This is a genomic window from uncultured Bacillus sp. (assembly GCF_958411575.1).
GTDB lineage: Bacteria > Bacillota > Bacilli > Bacillales > Bacillaceae > Bacillus > Bacillus spizizenii.
In genome coordinates this window covers 1-17,936 of the sequence record NZ_CATYRA010000017.1, presented here as the reverse complement: position 1 = coordinate 17,936, position 17,936 = coordinate 1, and the positions used below count along the sequence as shown (strand labels likewise).

13 protein-coding genes and 18 tRNA genes are annotated in these 17,936 nt (G+C 44.9%); 5 read left to right on the top strand and 26 right to left on the bottom strand.

Going from position 1 to position 17,936, the window contains the following annotated elements; translation table 11 throughout:
- Positions 1 to 2: 2 nt before the first annotated feature.
- Genes Q5C82_RS19620 through Q5C82_RS19610 form a run of 3 tightly spaced genes read left to right on the top strand, consistent with a single transcriptional unit; the run spans position 3 to position 3,462 of the window.
- Positions 3 to 1,289: a UDP-glucose/GDP-mannose dehydrogenase family protein gene (locus Q5C82_RS19620; RefSeq protein WP_003219306.1), complete on the top strand. Its 1,287-nt coding sequence runs from the start codon at positions 3 to 5 to the stop codon at positions 1,287 to 1,289.
- Positions 1,286 to 2,236 (top strand): NAD(P)-dependent oxidoreductase, encoded by a 951-nt coding sequence (locus Q5C82_RS19615; protein WP_003219304.1) that lies wholly within the window; start codon positions 1,286 to 1,288, stop codon positions 2,234 to 2,236. Before Q5C82_RS19620 ends, Q5C82_RS19615 begins: the two co-directional genes overlap by 4 nt.
- A 2-nt stretch (positions 2,237 to 2,238) precedes the next feature.
- On the top strand, positions 2,239 to 3,462 hold the full coding sequence (locus Q5C82_RS19610; protein ID WP_032727292.1) for a glycosyltransferase family 4 protein: 1,224 nt from the start codon (positions 2,239 to 2,241) through the stop codon (positions 3,460 to 3,462).
- A 76-nt stretch (positions 3,463 to 3,538) separates the two neighbouring features.
- Here Q5C82_RS19610 and Q5C82_RS19605 read toward each other — a convergent pair whose 3' ends face one another.
- From Q5C82_RS19605 to cotSA, 3 genes are read right to left on the bottom strand one after another with little or no spacing between them, the layout of a single operon-like run.
- The gene (locus Q5C82_RS19605) at positions 3,539 to 3,961 is read right to left on the bottom strand and encodes a hypothetical protein (RefSeq protein WP_003219299.1); all 423 of its coding nucleotides are present in this window, start codon (positions 3,959 to 3,961) and stop codon (positions 3,539 to 3,541) included.
- A 1-nt stretch (position 3,962) separates the two neighbouring features.
- Positions 3,963 to 5,018 carry a spore coat putative kinase CotS gene (gene cotS, locus Q5C82_RS19600; RefSeq protein ID WP_003219297.1) on the bottom strand — a complete coding sequence of 352 codons (1,056 nt, stop codon included), beginning with the start codon at positions 5,016 to 5,018 and terminating at the stop codon, positions 3,963 to 3,965.
- A gap of 14 nt (positions 5,019 to 5,032) precedes the next feature.
- Positions 5,033 to 6,166 (bottom strand): spore coat protein CotSA, encoded by a 1,134-nt coding sequence (gene cotSA, locus Q5C82_RS19595; RefSeq protein ID WP_003219296.1) that lies wholly within the window; start codon positions 6,164 to 6,166, stop codon positions 5,033 to 5,035.
- Positions 6,167 to 6,355: 189 nt separating this feature from the next.
- Between cotSA and cotI the strand changes: the two genes are divergently transcribed.
- Positions 6,356 to 7,429 carry a spore coat kinase CotI gene (gene cotI / locus Q5C82_RS19590; protein WP_079996441.1) on the top strand — a complete coding sequence of 358 codons (1,074 nt, stop codon included), beginning with the start codon at positions 6,356 to 6,358 and terminating at the stop codon, positions 7,427 to 7,429.
- 91 nt (positions 7,430 to 7,520) lie between these two features.
- Entirely contained in the window at positions 7,521 to 7,988 is a 468-nt protein-coding gene (locus Q5C82_RS19585) for a TspO/MBR family protein (RefSeq protein WP_003219290.1), read from the top strand.
- Between the two features lie 28 nt (positions 7,989 to 8,016).
- On the opposite strand, the gene glgP is transcribed toward Q5C82_RS19585, so the two are convergent.
- From glgP to Q5C82_RS19470, 23 genes are all read right to left on the bottom strand, one after another.
- Positions 8,017 to 10,413, bottom strand: a complete 2,397-nt coding sequence (glgP, locus tag Q5C82_RS19580) for a glycogen phosphorylase GlgP (RefSeq protein ID WP_003219288.1) — start codon at positions 10,411 to 10,413, stop codon at positions 8,017 to 8,019.
- Positions 10,400 to 11,854 carry a glycogen synthase GlgA gene (glgA, locus tag Q5C82_RS19575; protein ID WP_003219286.1) on the bottom strand — a complete coding sequence of 485 codons (1,455 nt, stop codon included), beginning with the start codon at positions 11,852 to 11,854 and terminating at the stop codon, positions 10,400 to 10,402. Before glgA ends, glgP begins: the two co-directional genes overlap by 14 nt.
- On the bottom strand, positions 11,851 to 12,882 hold the full coding sequence (gene glgD / locus Q5C82_RS19570; RefSeq protein WP_003219283.1) for a glucose-1-phosphate adenylyltransferase subunit GlgD: 1,032 nt from the start codon (positions 12,880 to 12,882) through the stop codon (positions 11,851 to 11,853). Before glgD ends, glgA begins: the two co-directional genes overlap by 4 nt.
- Positions 12,883 to 12,904: 22 nt before the next feature.
- Complete coding sequence (locus tag Q5C82_RS19565; RefSeq protein ID WP_003219281.1) at positions 12,905 to 14,047, bottom strand: glucose-1-phosphate adenylyltransferase; 1,143 nt, start codon at positions 14,045 to 14,047, stop codon at positions 12,905 to 12,907.
- Positions 14,044 to 15,927: a 1,4-alpha-glucan branching enzyme gene (gene glgB, locus Q5C82_RS19560; RefSeq protein WP_003219279.1), complete on the bottom strand. Its 1,884-nt coding sequence runs from the start codon at positions 15,925 to 15,927 to the stop codon at positions 14,044 to 14,046. The genes Q5C82_RS19565 and glgB overlap by 4 nt, the downstream gene beginning before the upstream one ends.
- Positions 15,928 to 16,160: 233 nt before the next feature.
- Positions 16,161 to 16,232: transfer RNA gene (locus Q5C82_RS19555), tRNA-Glu, on the bottom strand.
- Positions 16,233 to 16,261: 29 nt separating this feature from the next.
- Positions 16,262 to 16,352, bottom strand: a tRNA-Ser gene (locus Q5C82_RS19550).
- A gap of 4 nt (positions 16,353 to 16,356) precedes the next feature.
- A tRNA-Asn gene (locus tag Q5C82_RS19545) sits at positions 16,357 to 16,431 on the bottom strand.
- A 10-nt stretch (positions 16,432 to 16,441) separates the two neighbouring features.
- Positions 16,442 to 16,518 (bottom strand) — tRNA-Ile (locus Q5C82_RS19540).
- A gap of 15 nt (positions 16,519 to 16,533) precedes the next feature.
- Positions 16,534 to 16,607, bottom strand: a tRNA-Gly gene (locus Q5C82_RS19535).
- A gap of 9 nt (positions 16,608 to 16,616) precedes the next feature.
- Positions 16,617 to 16,692, bottom strand: a tRNA-His gene (locus Q5C82_RS19530).
- A gap of 21 nt (positions 16,693 to 16,713) precedes the next feature.
- Positions 16,714 to 16,789, bottom strand: a tRNA-Phe gene (locus Q5C82_RS19525).
- 12 nt (positions 16,790 to 16,801) lie between these two features.
- Positions 16,802 to 16,878: transfer RNA gene (locus Q5C82_RS19520), tRNA-Asp, on the bottom strand.
- Positions 16,879 to 16,942: 64 nt separating this feature from the next.
- Positions 16,943 to 17,019 (bottom strand) — tRNA-Met (locus Q5C82_RS19515).
- Between the two features lie 17 nt (positions 17,020 to 17,036).
- Positions 17,037 to 17,129: transfer RNA gene (locus tag Q5C82_RS19510), tRNA-Ser, on the bottom strand.
- Positions 17,130 to 17,135: 6 nt separating this feature from the next.
- Positions 17,136 to 17,212: transfer RNA gene (locus Q5C82_RS19505), tRNA-Ile, on the bottom strand.
- A gap of 2 nt (positions 17,213 to 17,214) precedes the next feature.
- Positions 17,215 to 17,291 (bottom strand) — tRNA-Met (locus Q5C82_RS19500).
- Between the two features lie 20 nt (positions 17,292 to 17,311).
- Positions 17,312 to 17,384: transfer RNA gene (locus Q5C82_RS19495), tRNA-Ala, on the bottom strand.
- A gap of 7 nt (positions 17,385 to 17,391) precedes the next feature.
- Positions 17,392 to 17,468 (bottom strand) — tRNA-Pro (locus Q5C82_RS19490).
- Between the two features lie 26 nt (positions 17,469 to 17,494).
- Positions 17,495 to 17,571, bottom strand: a tRNA-Arg gene (locus tag Q5C82_RS19485).
- 9 nt (positions 17,572 to 17,580) lie between these two features.
- Positions 17,581 to 17,666, bottom strand: a tRNA-Leu gene (locus tag Q5C82_RS19480).
- Between the two features lie 14 nt (positions 17,667 to 17,680).
- Positions 17,681 to 17,755 (bottom strand) — tRNA-Gly (locus Q5C82_RS19475).
- Between the two features lie 40 nt (positions 17,756 to 17,795).
- Positions 17,796 to 17,878: transfer RNA gene (locus Q5C82_RS19470), tRNA-Leu, on the bottom strand.
- Between the last annotated feature and the right edge of the window lie 58 nt (positions 17,879 to 17,936).

Sequence of the window (17,936 nt, the reverse complement as noted above, 5' to 3'; positions counted from 1 at the left end):
TGATGAAAATTTGTGTGGTTGGCGCCGGATATGTCGGTTTAACCCTATCAGTGGCACTGGCATCCTTCGGGCATGACATGATATGCACAGACAAAGACCTCAAAAAAATCGAGCAGCTGAAAAATGGAGACATTCCCTTTTACGAGCCTGGGCTTTTAGATGCACTACATCATTGCGGCAATCTCTCGTTTTCTTCTGAAGTGAAATCGAGCATGGAGGAATGTCCCGTCATTTTTATCGCAGTCGGAACCCCTCCGCGTTCAGACGGATCAGCAGATACGAAAGCACTGCAGTCCGTCATCAGCGATTTGAGCGAGGCAATCCGATCGTATAAAACCATTATTACGAAAAGCACTGTTCCGCCCGGGACAAATGAAAACATAGCAAAACAGCTGATTGCCTCCGGAGTGTCTGAAAACTTGTTTAACATCGTATCCAATCCGGAGTTTCTGCGGGAAGGCAATGCTTTGTATGACATGCTGCATCCTGACAAAACTGTCATCGGTGTTCAGGAAAAAGATCACGTATCAGCAGCAATCGTCAAATCCATTTACAAACACATTGACACCCCTTATGTCGTTACAAGCTTAGCAGGAGCAGAGTTGATCAAGTATGCCAGTAATTTCTTCTTAGCAGCCAAAATTTCGTTCATTAACGAAATGGCCCGCATATGTGAAGCCTATCACTCAGATATCTCAGATATTTCCCGCGCCATCGGACTAGACCCGAGAATCGGGGGACACTTTTTGCAGGCCGGCATCGGATACGGCGGCTCTTGTTTTCCAAAGGATCTGCAGGCGCTGCAATTCGCTGCCCAGGAAAAAAACACGGAGACCTACCTGCTACAAGCCGTGCAGCACATCAATGATACCCAGCTCGGCCTGTATATCAAAAAAATAAAGTCATTCTGTGATACACTTCACGGCAAAAAAGCTGCTGTACTCGGCATTTCCTTCAAACCGCATACCGATGACATCAGGAATTCTCAAGCCGTCAGGATGATGGAAAGGCTGACAGAGCTGGGATGCCATGTTCATGCATATGACCCTGCAGCTGTTCTTCCAGAACATTTGCGGCAACATGTGACTCAGCAATCTCAAGCTTTTGATGCGATAGCAGAGAGTGATTTTTTATTTTTGGCAACAGAATGGCCTGAATTTTTAGCATTAGATTGGAAAAAGGCTGCAAGCATCATGAAAGGGCGTCTCGTGATCGACGGTCGCAACGTACTGAAAAAAGAACTGCTCGAGGACTGCGGACTAATCTGCACAGGAGTTGGCCGCCCATGAAAATACTCGTCACAGGAGCAGCGGGATTTATCGGCTCCCACCTCTGCGAAGAATTGCTGAAGGATAAGACACATGACGTTATCGGAATCGACGACTTTATAGGACCGACTCCTTTTTCCTTAAAATTCAAAAATCTTGAAGCTCTGCTGCCAGAAAAACGATTTACGTTCATAAAGGAAAATCTTCTGACAGCAGATCTTTCTCCCTTACTGGAGGGAGTGGATATCATCTTTCATTTGGCGGCCATACCGGGTGTCCGTTCAAGCTGGGGCGATCATTTTCACCCATATGCCGCACATAATATACAAGCGCTCCAAAGGCTCCTTGAGGCCTGCCGGGAACATCCGATTCAAACATTCGTCTTTGCTTCCACCTCTTCCGTCTATGGCGAAAAACAAGGAAGAGTCAGTGAAAACGCGACACTTTCCCCTTTATCTCCGTACGGCGTAACAAAGCTTACGGGAGAAAAACTTTGCCATGTGTATCAACAAAGCTTTGGCATTCCGATTGTGATTCTCCGTTTCTTTACCGTATACGGACCGAGACAGCGGCCGGACATGGCTTTTCACCGGCTCATTAAACAGCACCTTCAGCAAAAGCCGCTCACCATCTTCGGTAACGGGCAGCAGTCAAGAGATTTTACCTATATCGGCGACTGTGTCAAAGGCATCAACGCTGTTCTTGGGAAACCCCATCTTATTGGCGAAACGGTAAATATCGGCGGCTCAGAGCGTGCCTCAGTTTTAAAGGTTGTCTCCCTCATTGAAGACATTTCCGGTAAAAAAGCAACACTGCACTTTTCGGACAAAATAGTAGGGGAACCAAGCAAAACGTGGGCGGATATTTCAAAAGCAAAACAGCTCTTACATTACAATCCTGCCACGTCCTTAAAAGATGGTTTGGCCAACGAATTGGCATATTTATCGTCGCTGTATCAGGGGGAATGAAAATGAAGCTTGCCTTTATCTGTACAGAAAAGCTGCCGGCGCCCGCGGTACGCGGCGGCGCAATTCAAATGATGATTGACGGTGTCACGCCCTATTTCAGCAACCGGTACGATCTGACCATTTTTTCAATAGAAGATCCATCACTTCCAAAAAAAGAAACAAAAGACGGCGTACAGTATATTCATCTGCCAAAAGAGCATTACCGCGAGGCGGTAGCTGAGGAGCTGCGAGCCTCTTCCTTTGACCTTATTCACGTGTTCAATAGGCCTTTAAATGTCTCTCTATATAAAAAAGCCTCACCAAACAGCAAAATTGTTCTGAGCCTGCATAACGAAATGTTCTCTGAAAAAAAGATGACTTTCGCGCAAGGAAAAGAAGTACTCGACAATGTCTCCATGATCACAACCGTCAGCGAATTTATTAAACAAACTGTCATTGAACGGTTCCCTGAAGCCGTGGACATCACACAAGTCGTATACTCCGGTGTTGACATCCACTCTTATCCGCCTGTCTGGACGATGAAAGGTTCGGCTATCCGAGAAACATACCGAAAAAAATACGGCGTTGAGGATAAGAAAGTCATTTTATTTGCCGGGCGTTTAAGCCCCACAAAAGGGCCTCACCTTCTCATTCACAGCATGAAACGGATTTTACAGCAGCATCCTGACGCTGTGCTCGTTATAGCAGGCGGGAAGTGGTTCAGCGATGACGGTGAAAACCAATATGTAACCTATCTGCGCAAGCTGGCGCTGCCATACAGGGACCACGTGATCTTTACGAAATTCATCCCCGCAGACGACATTCCAAATCTCTTTCTGATGGCAGATGTATTTGTGTGCAGCTCTCAGTGGAATGAACCCCTCGCCCGCGTGAATTATGAAGCAATGGCGGCCGGAACGCCCTTAATTACCACAAACCGGGGCGGAAACGGAGAGGTTGTAAAACACGAAGTCAACGGCCTTGTCATCGACAGCTACAACAAACCCTCTTCATTTGCGAAAGCAATCGACAGAGCCTTTACAGACCAAGAATTAATGAACAAAATCACAAAAAACGGCCGGCACAATGTAGAATCTTTATTTACTTTTACCCATGCTGCCAAAAGGCTCAATGCTGTTTACCAATCCGTTCTGACACCGGAAAACAAACAATTTTCGCCGCCTCTTCTAACGCAAAACCTTGATTTATCATCTATCAACCAGCTTTTTGTGAAAGCCAAATCATAAAACCTACCTACAGCTCGTATTGGAATACGGGCTGTTTTTTTGCTGCAATTCACTAAAAAAAGGCATAAGTATTATTTTATGCCTTTCGCTTTACAGTTTGAGAAAACCATGGAGCTGGTGCGGATTCACTTGGAAGAACGATAATTTCCACTCTAGCTTCCTCCACTAAGTCTGGTTCTTCATCCTCCTCTTCAATTGGCGGCTCTGAACGTTTGGAATCATGCTCCTCCTCAGGCTCTATAATGGTTTCGAGTTTCGTTTCTTTATCATCCATAACTTTGTGATCTGTTTCCGTTTCCTTCGTTTCTTCTTGAAATTCTTTCGGTGCATTGATGTTAGGGAGCTCTCGAATGCTGCCCACAGCCAAGTGCTTCTCCTCTTCTTCCTTCTCAGCTGAGCTTGTGTCATGAGCCTGCCACCCCATCGATCCAGGCGGTGTAAATACAAATTGGTCAAGATCGAGTTTAGAAATGGAGGCTTTTTGTCTCGATGACCTCATGTCAATTCGCCTCCCGATACGCTTTTATTTTTTTATACAGTTCCGGCATTTTATCCAAAAACGCATCTTTAGATTCTTCAACGGAAATCATATTTTGCAGCGCCCAGTTGTACTTCTCATCTGACCATGTTTTCTTTTGCTTCAAATAATATTTATGGCCGATTGCACAGAACAAATGAGGAAACGCGAGATCAATCCATACCACCTCGTACTGTTTTTCTGTGAGCGGATACACTGCATCATAGGCTGCAAGCAGCGCAACCATGAAATCGGTATCCCATACAGAAAGCTTAACCATGACTTTATTCAGCAGAATGCGCAGATCTCTTGACGGCAAATCGTAGGTAATCGAGTGAAGCTCTTTTAAAAAAGGCTCCCCGTCGATCTCAGTCAAACGCGCCAATGTAAAATCCTGAAAACAGAATCCGCCATGTTCAAGCGTTTCTTTTGTCCAATTTTCATACTCTGACTCATCAAGCGCTTGCAAAGCTTCTTTTCCTCTAGCCAGCATTTTATCAGCGTGTTTTAAGAAAGTTTGCGAAAATAAGTCATCGGGATAAGATGCCGCGATCTGCATATTCCCTTCCAATTCCTGCAGCTTCCACCGGTATAATTTATGCCATTTGCCGAGCCTGCTTCTTTTCTTGCTTTCATCTGTGCAAACATATCCTTTTGACGCATGATGAAAATGGCCGGCAAATGACATGACTTTTTTCATCTGCTCTGCATCATAGTAAATCATTTCTTTTCCTGTCACTTTGTCATATAAACTGTAAGAGACCCGATCAGTACCTAAGCAGCTCCCGCCATTTTTTGTTTGATGTATCGGCGCTACCGGCAGGCCTTTCTCTTGTAAATGGGCATGTGCCTGAGTGATAAAAAGCATTCGCTCCGGTTTCATTTGCGCTTCTTTTAATAGCTTTAAGCCTTGATCAGTTTGTATTTCCCAGATTTTGCGCCCGCTTTTGTTTGATTTCAGCGCCACATGCTCGATATGGAATGGATAATAGTTGAGAATATCGGACACAATCTGTTCTTCATGCTCTTTTTGGTACAATCTGTTCACCCCTTCTATCTGTTCTTCTCATACACGCTGAGCAGATTTTCCGCCACCCTCTGCCAGCCAAATTGGCTTTCTGCCACACGACGGCTATATTTCCCAAGCCGTTCCCGCTTTTCCGAGCTGAGTAGCAAATCATTGATATATCCAGCATATTGTTTAGGATTTTCAAAGTCATGAATGATGTAGCCGTTTTTCCCTTCCTCTATGACCTCTGGATTGCCTCCCCGATTGCTTGTAATAATAGGAAGTCCCGCAGCCATCGCTTCATAATGCACCCTCGCTAAAGGCTCCTGCCACTGCGAAGAACATACAAATACATCTGACATGGTATAAAGGCGCGGAATGTCCTTTGGCTTTACAAATTGAATAAATGTGACATGATCCTTTTGCATCGCACCGAGGGTATGAAGATGTTTGACATAGTTATTTAATTCATTATCTCCGAACCATTTTGACCCGATAAACACCATCATGACATCAGGATGCTCCTCAATTATGTCCGGCAGCGCCTGCAATAAAATGTGCGGGCCTTTTACTTTGCTGAGCCGGCCGACAAAAAGGACAATTTTTTTACCGTGAAGATCCAGCTCGCTTCGCATATCTTCGCGAGCCCGCTGCCCTTCTTTTGTCCAGCGTGGATGGTACGCCTTCAAATCCACACCGGAATACACCGTTTTTGTTTTTGATCGTGCTGCCGGAAAACGGCTTGTGATCGTCCGGCCGATATAATCGCTGACCGTAACAATCTGCGCTACAGAATCGATGCATCTCTCACCTTCTGTCTGGCTGACCTTATCGTAAGCGAACATTTCATTGTGAACGCTTAAAATAAAAACAGCATTTGGCGCCTGTTTCTTCAGTTTCGGCACCCAGCTTGGGCGATTACAGACATGTACAAGATCAAAACGGCCCTTTTTCAGCTCTTCTCCAACAGCATCTTCATAACGGTCTTCATCCAAATGCACATAATGGACTCCGTCTGCTGTCTCTCGATCAGCGAGATTCGGATCTTTAATAGAAAATACAGTCACCTCATGTTTTTTGGCAATCAAAGGGGCAACTGCTTCGAGGTAGATTTGAATGGCGCCTCCTCGAACCGAGGGGACAGGAAGCTTCTCTGTGGCGATCAGTGCTATTTTCATACATAGCCTCCATTCCTGCATGATTTTTGACTAGTTAGAATCATGATACGGCTGAACAACCAACATGTGCGGAATGGGACTGACCCAAAAACAAAACGGGTAAACAACCAGATTCTTCTATCAAATATAGTCAAATATCTCAATCATTTTTTTCTTTCGATTCATAAGGTAGAAGTAAAACAGGTAAGGATGTGTCCTTTAATGGCAGAAAACCAAGAAGTCATTGAGGAGGGGAATTCATCAGAGCTTCCTTTATCAGCAGAAGATGAAAAAAAATTAACCGAGCTGGCTGAAAATGTGCTTCAAGGATGGGATGTGCAGACTGAAAAAATAGACGTCATTCAAGGAAACCAGATGGCGCTTGTGTGGAAGGTTCACACAGGCTCCGGTGCGGTTTGTCTGAAACGAATACACAGGCCCGAAAAGAAAGCCTTGTTTTCCATTTTCGCACAGGATTATTTAGCAAAAAAAGGCATGAACGTTCCCGGCATAATCCCAAACAAAAAAGGCAGCCTATATTCCAAGCACGGCTCCTTTCTATTTGTCGTATATGACTGGATCGAAGGAAGGCCGTTTGAGCTGACTGTAAAGCAGGATTTGGAGTTTATCATGAAAGGCCTCGCTGATTTCCATACAGCTTCCGTCGGATATCAGCCGCCTAATGGCGTTCCCGTATTTACCAAATTAGGGCGCTGGCCGAATCACTATACGAAACGATGCAAACAGATGGAAACGTGGAAGCTGATGGCGCAGATGGAAAAAGAAGATCCTTTCTCACAGCTTTATCTTCAGGAGATAGACAGCTTTATTGAAGACGGACTGAGCATCAAAGACCGGCTTATGCATTCATCCTATGTGCCATGGACTGAACAGCTGAAAAAAAGCCCTAACCTTTGCCACCAGGATTACGGAACCGGAAATACACTCTTGGGGGAAAATGAACAGATTTGGGTCATCGACTTAGATACCGTATCATTTGATCTTCCTATTCGAGATTTGCGCAAAATGATTATTCCGCTTTTAGATACGACGGGCGTATGGGATGAAGAAACATTTCATGTCATGCTGAACGCATATGAATCCAGGGCGCCATTAACTGACGAACAAAAACAAGTAATGTTTATTGATATGCTGTTTCCTTATGAACTTTACGATGTCATTCGCGAAAAATACGTCCGCAAGTCTGCTTTACCGAAGGAAGAATTAGAGTCAGCATTTGAATATGAACGCATTAAAGCAAACGCATTGCAGCAGCTGATCTAAACCATCATTTCCCCCGCATATCGGGGGTTTGATCTTTATAAAATAAAGGGTAAGGGTGAATGTAAATTAAATACATACGGAGGTTTCAAATATGAAGAAGATTGTCGGCGCAATCGTGGTTTTTGTGATTACATATGCGCTGTTTTCAGCCGCAGACTACCTGTTCCCAATTGACCAAGAATGGTACAATTCACTGAAAAAACCGGACTGGACGCCACCCGGATCTGCGATTGGCATCATTTGGGCCATCCTATTTGCCCTGATCTCCCTTTCAGCTGCCATTGTGTATGCCGCGTTTTCATTTAAAAATGCGAAAAGCTTTTGGTTTGCGCTTTTGATTAATTATATACTTAATCAGGCATTCAGCTATTTTCAATTTACCCAAAAGAATCTGCTGGCTGCATCGATTGACTGCCTGCTTGTCGCCATCACTGCAATCGTTTTAATGATCATAGCGAAAAAATACAGCAGAGCCGCAAGCTATCTTCTTTTGCCTTATTTTTTATGGAGTGCATTTGCGACGTTTTTATCCTTTACAATCTATTCCATGAATCTGTGAACAAAAAAGCCGCTTATACAGCGGCTTTTCACATCATCGGCCGGATTCCCCAAATGTTTTTCGCATATTCCCGGATCGTGCGGTCGCTTGAGAAATATCCAGAATGGGCAATGTTTAAAATCGAACGCTCAGACCATTTCCGCCGATCGCGATAATCAGCTTGAATACGCTCCTGGGCATCTGCATATGAGCTGAAATCCTTCAGCACAAAATACTCATCATTATGCGGAAGCAGCGAGTCATAGATCGATTCAAATTCATTTGCTTCCCCTTCAAAAAAACCGTTGATCAGTTGATCCGCTACCTGTCTGATTCTGCGGTCATGCTGATAATATTCCCTCGATCTATAGCCGCCGTTTTCCTGATACGATAGAACTTCATCCGCCTTTAAACCGAATGTGTAAATACAATCAGGCCCCACCCGCTCAAGAATCTCAATATTTGCGCCGTCATGCGTGCCAATCGTCAAGGCGCCGTTCATCATGAACTTCATATTTCCTGTACCAGACGCTTCCTTGCTTGCGGTTGAAATTTGTTCACTAACATCTGATGCCGGAAAAATCCGCTCAGCCATAGAAACTCTGTAATTTTCCAAAAAAACAATCTTGATCAGCTGTTTGACTGCCGGATCATAGTTGACCTTTTCCGCGACAGAATGGATCAGCTTAATGATTTTCTTGGCATAATAATAGCTTGGTGAAGCCTTTGCCCCGAAGATAAAGGTTTGCGGATAGATTGAAAATCCTGAGTCCTCTTTGAGCCGATTATACAAATACATAATATGAAGAACATTCAGCAACTGCCGTTTGTATGCATGAAGCCGTTTCACCTGAACATCAAATATGCTGTCAGGGTTCACAGCCACCCCCGCCGTGCAAAAAATCAAATCGGCAAGCTCTTGTTTTTTCCTGTTTTTGTTGTTTTGAAACTGTTCAATAAAACCAGGATCAGAGGCGTACGGTTCTAAGCGAATTAGTGATTCCGGCTGTTTCACCCATTCATTGCCGATCGCCTCCGTGATGATAGCAGACAAGCCGGGATTCGCTTTTAAGAGCCAGCGCCTGTGGGCAATTCCATTCGTCTTATTGTTAAAACGATTCGGGAACAACAAATGAAAATCGCGCATCTCCCTTTCCTTTAAAATATCAGAATGAATTTTGGCAACGCCGTTTACACTGTAGCTGCCCACTATAGCCAGATGAGCCATTTTGACAACACCATGCGCCGTAATCGCCATGTCCTCTATCCTTTTCCAGTCCCCGGGATACTTTCCCCACACCGCCCGGCAAAACCTTTCATTGATCTCTTCAATAATCATGTACATTCGCGGTAGCAGCGGCTTAAATAAATGAATCGGCCATTTCTCCAGCGCTTCTGACAATGTCGTATGATTTGTATAAGAGATCGTATGTACGGTGATATGCCAGGCTTCTTCCCAGCTCATGTTCTCTTCATCGAGCAAAATCCGCATCAGCTCAGGCACTGCCAATGCAGGATGGGTATCATTAATATGAATGCTTACTTTTTTATGCAAGCCGGATAAAGATTTATTTGTTTTTCGGTAATTGTTCACAATGCTTTTTAAGCTTGCGCATACTAAAAAATACTGCTGCTTCAGCCGTAAAATTTTCCCCTCGTCATGAGTGTCATCAGGATATAAAAATTCAGAAACAGCTTCGGTTTCCCGCTTATAAGATAAAATATTGCCGCCATGATAATGCGCATAGGGCTCAGCGTTCCAAAGCCTTAACGTATTGACGGTACCCGTTTCATAGCCGATGATCGGGATGTCATAAGGAACGGCGGTAACGATTGTAGCTTGCTCGTGGCGAAAATGCAGACGCCCGCTTTTTTCTGTCATATGCACTTCGCCCCAAAACGGCACGTCAACTGCCTGATCCGCATTTCTTACTTCCCATACATTCCCGTTTTTCAGCCATTGCTCAGGCAGCTCCACCTGATGCCCGTCTACAATTTTTTGTTCAAACAAGCCATGCTTATAACGAATGCCCATCCCGTGCCCCGGCAAATTCAATGAAGCCAGAGAATCTAAAAAGCAAGCTGCCAAGCGCCCAAGCCCGCCGTTGCCCAGACCTGCATCGCTCTCCACTTGAAGGATCTCCTCTAAATTGATGCCGATTTCCTTTAAGCCTGCTTCTACAACATCACGAACGCCAAGATTCATTAAATTTTGTTCAAGGAGCTGACCGAGCAGAAATTCGATTGACAAATAATATGTCTGCTTCCCGGAATTGGACCTGCTTTTTTCATTCGTCTGGATCCAATCAGCGCTGATATATTCTCTGACCATATTGCCCAACGTTTTATATTGATCCAGCTTGGCAGAGTCTTTGAAGCTTTTTCCGCACGTCATTTCCAGACGCTTTAAAAATAAGGCTGCAAAGCGTTCTTTACTCGAGAACATCCCGTCCACTCCTTGTCACATGCTCGAAAATGCGCTGATACTCTTTTGCTGACTGTTCCCAGCTGTAATCTGCATTCATTGCGGTCTTCATGATGCTCTTCCATACATCCTTTTGGCGATAAAACGACAGCGCCCTCTCGATCGTAAATTTCAGATCATGCGCATTGAAAGCGGAAAACGTAAAGCCGTTGCCCGTTCCCTCTTCCTCCTGATAGGAACGGACAGTGTCGTAAAGACCGCCCGTCTCCCTGACAATCGGAATGGAGCCATATTGGAGAGCAATAAGCTGACCTAAGCCGCACGGCTCAAATTTCGACGGCATCAAAAACATATCAGAGCCCGCATAAATTTGATGGGCAAGCGGCTCGTCAAACCCAATATACGCTCGGCACTTCTCATGAAAAGCAAATTCTGCATACCGGAAATAATCTTCAAATTCACGTTCCCCTGTACCCAGCACAACTAGCTGGATGTCTTGCTCTTCAAGAAGTTCGTGCATAATTCTGCGGACAAGATCAAGTCCCTTTTGTTTAGTGAGCCTTGTCACCATACTGATCAGCGGAATATCGCTTCGCTCTGGAAGCCCCATCCGCCGCTGAAGCTTCGTTTTATTTTCTTCCTTGCATGCAAGATGCTCCGAATCATAATGCGTCTCTATATAAGGATCGCTTTTCGGCTGATAGAAAGTATCATCGATGCCATTTAATATGCCGGTTACATCATTTTCCCTATATCGCAAAACCTGCTCAAGCTGTTCACCGTAATACGGCGTCAATATTTCATTTCTGTATGTGGGGCTCACAGTTGTCACATGATCAGCCGCAATGATGCCTGCCTTCATAAAATTAACAAATCCGTTGTATTCTAACCTTTCATAATGAAAGTGATCCATCTCAAGCCCTAGCAAGTCATGTGTGACATCAGGCGGAAATATGCCTTGAAACTGCAGGTTGTGGATTGTGAGTATGCTTCTCATCTGCTCATAAAAAGGATGTTTTCTGTATTCCTCTTTCAGCAAATAATTGACCATCGCTGTATGCCAGTCGTGAGTATGAACAATATCGGCTTGAATATTCACAGCTTCGGCGGCCTCCAGCACAGCTCTTGAAAAAAAGGCAAACCGTTCACCGTCATCATAATGCCCGTACAACGAATCCCTGTTAAAATAATATTCATTATCGATGAAATAATAATTCACATCACCTTCAGCCATATGTTCAATTCCGCAATATTGCTGACGCCAGCCGACGGCTACCGTACACTCAGCCGTTTTTTCCATGCGCTTTTTCCATCGCTCAGGTATTTGGCTGTACTTCGGAAGCATCACAGCTACTTCATTGCCTAATCGTGCAAGTGCCTTTGGCAGAGCGCCGGCTACATCGGCAAGACCTCCTGATTTAACAAACGGGATACATTCAGATACAGCAAATAATACCTTCAAGAATTCATCAGCTCTCCTTGCACCAAACCTTTTCTTAATACAAGCGGCTGCTCAGCTGTTCCCGCAGCCTCAGTCGCATTGCCGATTTTAACGTCCTTATCAGAAATGACCTGCTCAAGCTGGCAATCCTCGCCAATCTGCGTTTTTTGCATAATAATGCAGTTTTTCAGCTTCGTCCCCTTTCCGATATGAACCGCCCTGAACAAAATGCAGTTTTCAACCTCTCCTTCAAGCACACATCCGTTTGCCACCAAGGAATTTTTGACAGTGCTTTGTTTTCCGTATTTCGTCGGCGGCTCATCCTTCACTTTTGTATAGATCGGCTGCTGCGGCAAAAACACCTGCTGCCAAAAACGCGGCTGAATGAGTTCCATACTGTGGGTATAATACTTATCCACCGAATCAATGACAGCGGCATAACCTGAATATTCATAAGGGCAAATGGTTAAGGAGGAGGATTCTTTTTCAACAGCCTCCTGAATGGTTTTATAGCCTTTTTCACTATGTCCGTAGATCAGATCCTTTAAAAGCGTTGTAGACATGATATAGATTTGCAGCGACTGTCCATCCTGAAATACCTCGGTCACGTCGCAGCCAACCTCCTGATGTCGTTTCAACACATATTGAAATTGAATGTTGCATACAGTATGGCTGTTGGAGATGACAGCATACTGCTGTGTACTTCTGTGAAAATAATCAAGATGGTCGGAAAACTGCCGAAAGGAACCGAACTCATCGTATTCTTGGTGAAGGTGGGGCGACGGGAAAAAAAAGAGGCCATCCTTTTTTCGATGCAAATCCCATTCCTTACCTGCTCCAAGATGATCCATAAGCGAACGATAGCGATACTTCGGAAAAATCGCGACACTCCTAATATCCGCATTCACCATGTTGGAAAGCATAAAATCGATCAGACGGTACCTGCCGGCAAAAGGGATCGCCCCCAGCGACCGCTGTGCCGTTAAATCCTGAAGAGAATGCTTATATGTGGTTTCATCTATAACACCTAACATTTGATTATTGAACACTGATTCTGCCCCCTCTTCAGTATTAGATCAATTCTTTTTCTACAAATTCCTCTGAAACGAGCAGCACCTCCTGAATGTCTTTTTCTGATCGAATCACTGCACCATCCGGCAGCACCAGACCCTTAGGAACGATGGCATTTTCAATCACTACATGCTCGCCGATCGTCACATCCGGCATAATGACCGACGATGTGACAGTCGCATGCTTACCGACAGTAACACCTTGAAAAAGAACGGAATGAGACACATTTCCATACACAACACAGCCTTCGTTCACAAGCGAATCATGAACCTGTGCGTCAGATGAAATAAATTGCGGAGGCTGATTCGGATTGACGGAGTAAATTTTCCACTTCCGTTCAAACAGCTTCAGCTCCGAGTCCTCTTTTAACAGATCCATATTGGCTTCCCACAAGCTCTGCACTGTTCCAACATCCTTCCAATACCCTTTGAACGGATAAGCAGAAAGCTTCTTTTTCTCCTCCAAAAGCAGAGGAATAATGTCTTTGCCGAAGTCGTGGCTTGAATAAGGATTCCGGTCGTCCATCTCAAGGTACTGTTTCAAAAGCGGCCAATTGAATATATAAATTCCCATTGAGGCAAGATTGCTCTTAGGGAATTTGGGCTTTTCATCAAAATGTGTAATCGTCCCATCTGCATCGGTCTTCATGATGCCAAACCGGCTTGCTTCCTCCCAGCTCACCTCGATGACAGAGATCGTTACATCCGCTTTCTTTTCAATATGAAAATCAAGCATTTTGCCGTAGTCCATTTTGTATATGTGATCTCCTGATAATATCAGCACATACTCAGGATCATACTGATTCAAATAATTAAGATTTTCATAAATGGCGCTTGCCGTCCCTTTATACCATTTGACTTCTGATGACTCGGCATAAGGGGGTAATACCGTCACGCCGCCATTATATCTGTCAAGGTCCCATGCACTGCCGATTCCAATATAGGAATTCAGCTCAAGCGGCTGATATTGTGTTAAAATCCCGACTGTGTCTATGCCTGAATTGGAACAGTTGCTGAGGGTAAAATCAATAATCCTGTATTTCCCCCCAAAAGATACAGCCGGTTTGGCCATATTTTTTGTTAATTCGCTGAGACGGCTGCCCTTCCCGCCGGCAAGGAGCATGGCTACACATTGTTTTTTCATCTTTTTATCTCTCCTCTTTTTTTAACCGCCCGTAAAATCGAAATGCCGTAAGGGGGAATGGTCATCGTGATATGACATGGTTTCTGATGAAGAGCTCCCTTTTTGGCCGCTAACGGCTTTTTGTTGATTTGTCCTGACCCTCCATATGTTTCACTGTCGCTGTTCAGCATTTCGATGTATTGAGTAAGAAAAGGAACTCCAACATCATATTGATGATAGACCGCGGGTGTAAAATTACAAATGATGACAAGCGCCTCACCGTGCCTTTTGCCATAACGAATAAAAGAAAAGATTGATTGTTCGTCATTATGGACATCAATCCATTCAAACGATTGTGCACGATGGTCATGTTCATAAAGGATTTTGCTTTTTTGATAAAAGCGGAGAAGATCTTGCGTAAAAACGCTGGCTTTCTGATGCATGGGGAAGGAGTCCAAAAACCAGTCAAGCTGTTCTGTATCTTTCCATTCATCAAATTGGGCAAATTCTGACCCCATAAAGATCAATTTCTTTCCGGGATGAGCCGTCATATAACCGAGCAAAAGCCGATACTGGGCAAATTTCTGCCAATAGTCGCCAGGCATTTTATTAAGTAGTGATTTTTTTCCGTATACGACTTCATCATGAGAAAACGGCAATACAAAATGTTCACTAAACGCATACAGCAATGAAAATGAAATAAGCTGATGACAATACCGCCTTTCTTCTGGCGGCGTCTCCATGTATGTCAGTACGTCATTCATCCAGCCCATATTCCATTTAAAATGAAAACCGAGCCCTCCTTCCTCAACAGTACCTGTCACTTGAGGCCATTCCGTAGAGTCTTCCGCAATCATCATGACATGAGGATATGCCTCTCTCATGGTTTGATTGAGTTTTTTTAAAAATTCAACAGCATATGGATTCGTGTGGTGTTCATCCTGATTTGGCCAATACAGGATATTAGCCACTGCATCAACCCTAAATCCATCTATATGATAGAGTTCCGCCCAGTACAACGCATTAGAAATTAAAAAACTATGAACTTCCGGTTTTCCCAGATCAAAATTTGCCGTGCCCCATAGCCAGTTCTCCCGATCACGTTCTTCTTGATATTCATAAAGTGGCTCTCCATCAAACATATAAAGACCATGTGCGTCTTTACAAAAATGTCCGGGGACCCAATCCAGAATGACTCCGATGTTTTCTTGATGGCATTCATCAACAAACTTCATCAAATCATGGGGAGTGCCAAACCTGCTTGTCGGGCTGTAATAACCCGTTCCTTGGTACCCCCAAGAACGATCATAAGGATGCTCATACACCGGAAGCAGTTCGATATGGGTAAACCCATGCTCTTTGATATACGGGATAAGCGACTGACTTAATTCTTTATAGGAGTAATGCCTGCCATCAGAATGTTTCTTCCAGGAACCGAGATGAAGTTCATAAATAAAAACAGGTTTCTCATACAGCGTATTAGCCTTCTGTTTCTTTTGCCATTTTTGATCTTGCCAGCTGTATCCTGCCAAATCGTAAGTAAGTGACGCTGTATTGGGCCTGATTTCTGAATAAGTAGCATATGGATCTGCCTTCAGCCTGATCTCACCGCTTTTCGTCACGATTTCATACTTATATCGTTCCTTTTCTCCTAAATCTGGAATAAACAACGTCCAAATGCCACTCTCGTTCACTCTGTGCATCACATGCTGTTCTCCTGACCAGCTGTTAAAATCCCCAGCCACTCGTACTTCTGACGCTTGAGGCGCCCATACACAGAATTCATATCCGCTTTGGCCATTCAGCTCGCGATAATGCGAGCCAAATAGCTGATAGCTTTTAAACAGACTGCCTTCGTGAAAAAGATAAACATCATGTGCTGTAGGGCTGGCAGCGGCCATGTAATCATCCTTTCTGACATCATAGTTTTCATTTATAGTATTTATTCGAAGAAATAAAAAAAAGCCCTTTCATGAAAGCGCTTATACTTATTGACAATTAACTTCATTTTCTGAAGAAAAACGAAATATATGGAGATTTTTGTTGCCTGTTTATAGAATATAGAATGATATCTAAGCCATATCAGCATTTATAAAAAATAAAAAAACCTTGCAGGATATGCAAGGTTTCTGGATGACCCGTACGGGATTCGAACCCGTGTTACCGCCGTGAAAGGGCGGTGTCTTAACCGCTTGACCAACGGGCCGATGGTTGAGAACTTATATCGAAATCTTATGGCGGAGAAGGAGGGATTTGAACCCTCGCGCCGCTTACGCGACCTACACCCTTAGCAGGGGCGCCTCTTCAGCCACTTGAGTACTTCTCCAATATGGCTCCACAGGCAGGATTCGAACCTGCGACCGATCGGTTAACAGCCGATAGCTCTACCACTGAGCTACTGTGGAATATAAGTCATGGTGGGCCTGAATGGACTCGAACCATCGACCTCACGCTTATCAGGCGTGCGCTCTAACCAGCTGAGCTACAGGCCCATGACAATATAGAAATGGAGCGGGTGATGGGAATCGAACCCACGACATCAGCTTGGAAGGCTGAGGTTTTACCACTAAACTACACCCGCAATTTTATTTGGGGCGATTGATGGGAATCGAACCCACGAATGCCAGAGCCACAATCTGGTGCGTTAACCACTTCGCCACAACCGCCAAAATATATATATTGATAAATGGTGGCTCGGGACGGAATCGAACCGCCGACACACGGATTTTCAGTCCGTTGCTCTACCAACTGAGCTACCGAGCCTAAGTATTTAAATGGCGGTCCGGACGGGACTCGAACCCGCGACCTCCTGCGTGACAGGCAGGCATTCTAACCAACTGAACTACCGGACCATATTTATAAAGTGAATTATTTTAGTTGCACCCTTCGGGCACTCCTTATTTCATTCATATAATTTGGTTGCGGGGGCAGGATTTGAACCTGCGACCTTCGGGTTATGAGCCCGACGAGCTACCGAACTGCTCCACCCCGCGATGATTAAGAATATATATGGCGGAGGAAGAGGGATTCGAACCCCCGCGGGCTTTGACACCCCTGTCGGTTTTCAAGACCGATCCCTTCAGCCAGACTTGGGTATTCCTCCGTATAGTGGTGGACCTTGTAGGACTCGAACCTACGACCGGACGGTTATGAGCCGTCTGCTCTAACCAACTGAGCTAAAGGTCCATTGGTAGCGGCGGAGGGGATCGAACCCCCGACCTCACGGGTATGAACCGTACGCTCTAGCCAGCTGAGCTACACCGCCAAATATTTATTGAAATCAAGTGGAGCCTAGCGGGATCGAACCGCTGACCTCCTGCGTGCAAAGCAGGCGCTCTCCCAGCTGAGCTAAGGCCCCATGAAAATGGTCGGGAAGACAGGATTCGAACCTGCGACCCCATGGTCCCAAACCATGTGCTCTACCAAGCTGAGCTACTTCCCGATTTCCTAACTATTCTATTAAAATAATGGCGCGCCCGAGAGGAGTCGAACCCCTAACCTTTTGATCCGTAGTCAAACGCTCTATCCAATTGAGCTACGGGCGCAAAACTTAATGCCGAGGGCCGGACTTGAACCGGCACGGTAGTCACCTACCGCAGGATTTTAAGTCCTGTGTGTCTGCCAATTCCACCACCCCGGCGTGGATGGTATAGTTGGAGCGGAAGACGGGATTCGAACCCGCGACCCCCACCTTGGCAAGGTGGTGTTCTACCACTGAACTACTTCCGCAGACAGGATGTCCAGTTTTGATAACTGTTATCCTATATAATGCGGGTGAAGGGACTTGAACCCCCACGTCATAAAGACACTAGATCCTAAGTCTAGCGCGTCTGCCAATTCCGCCACACCCGCGTAAAATGGTGAGCCATGAAGGACTCGAACCTTCGACCCTCTGATTAAAAGTCAGATG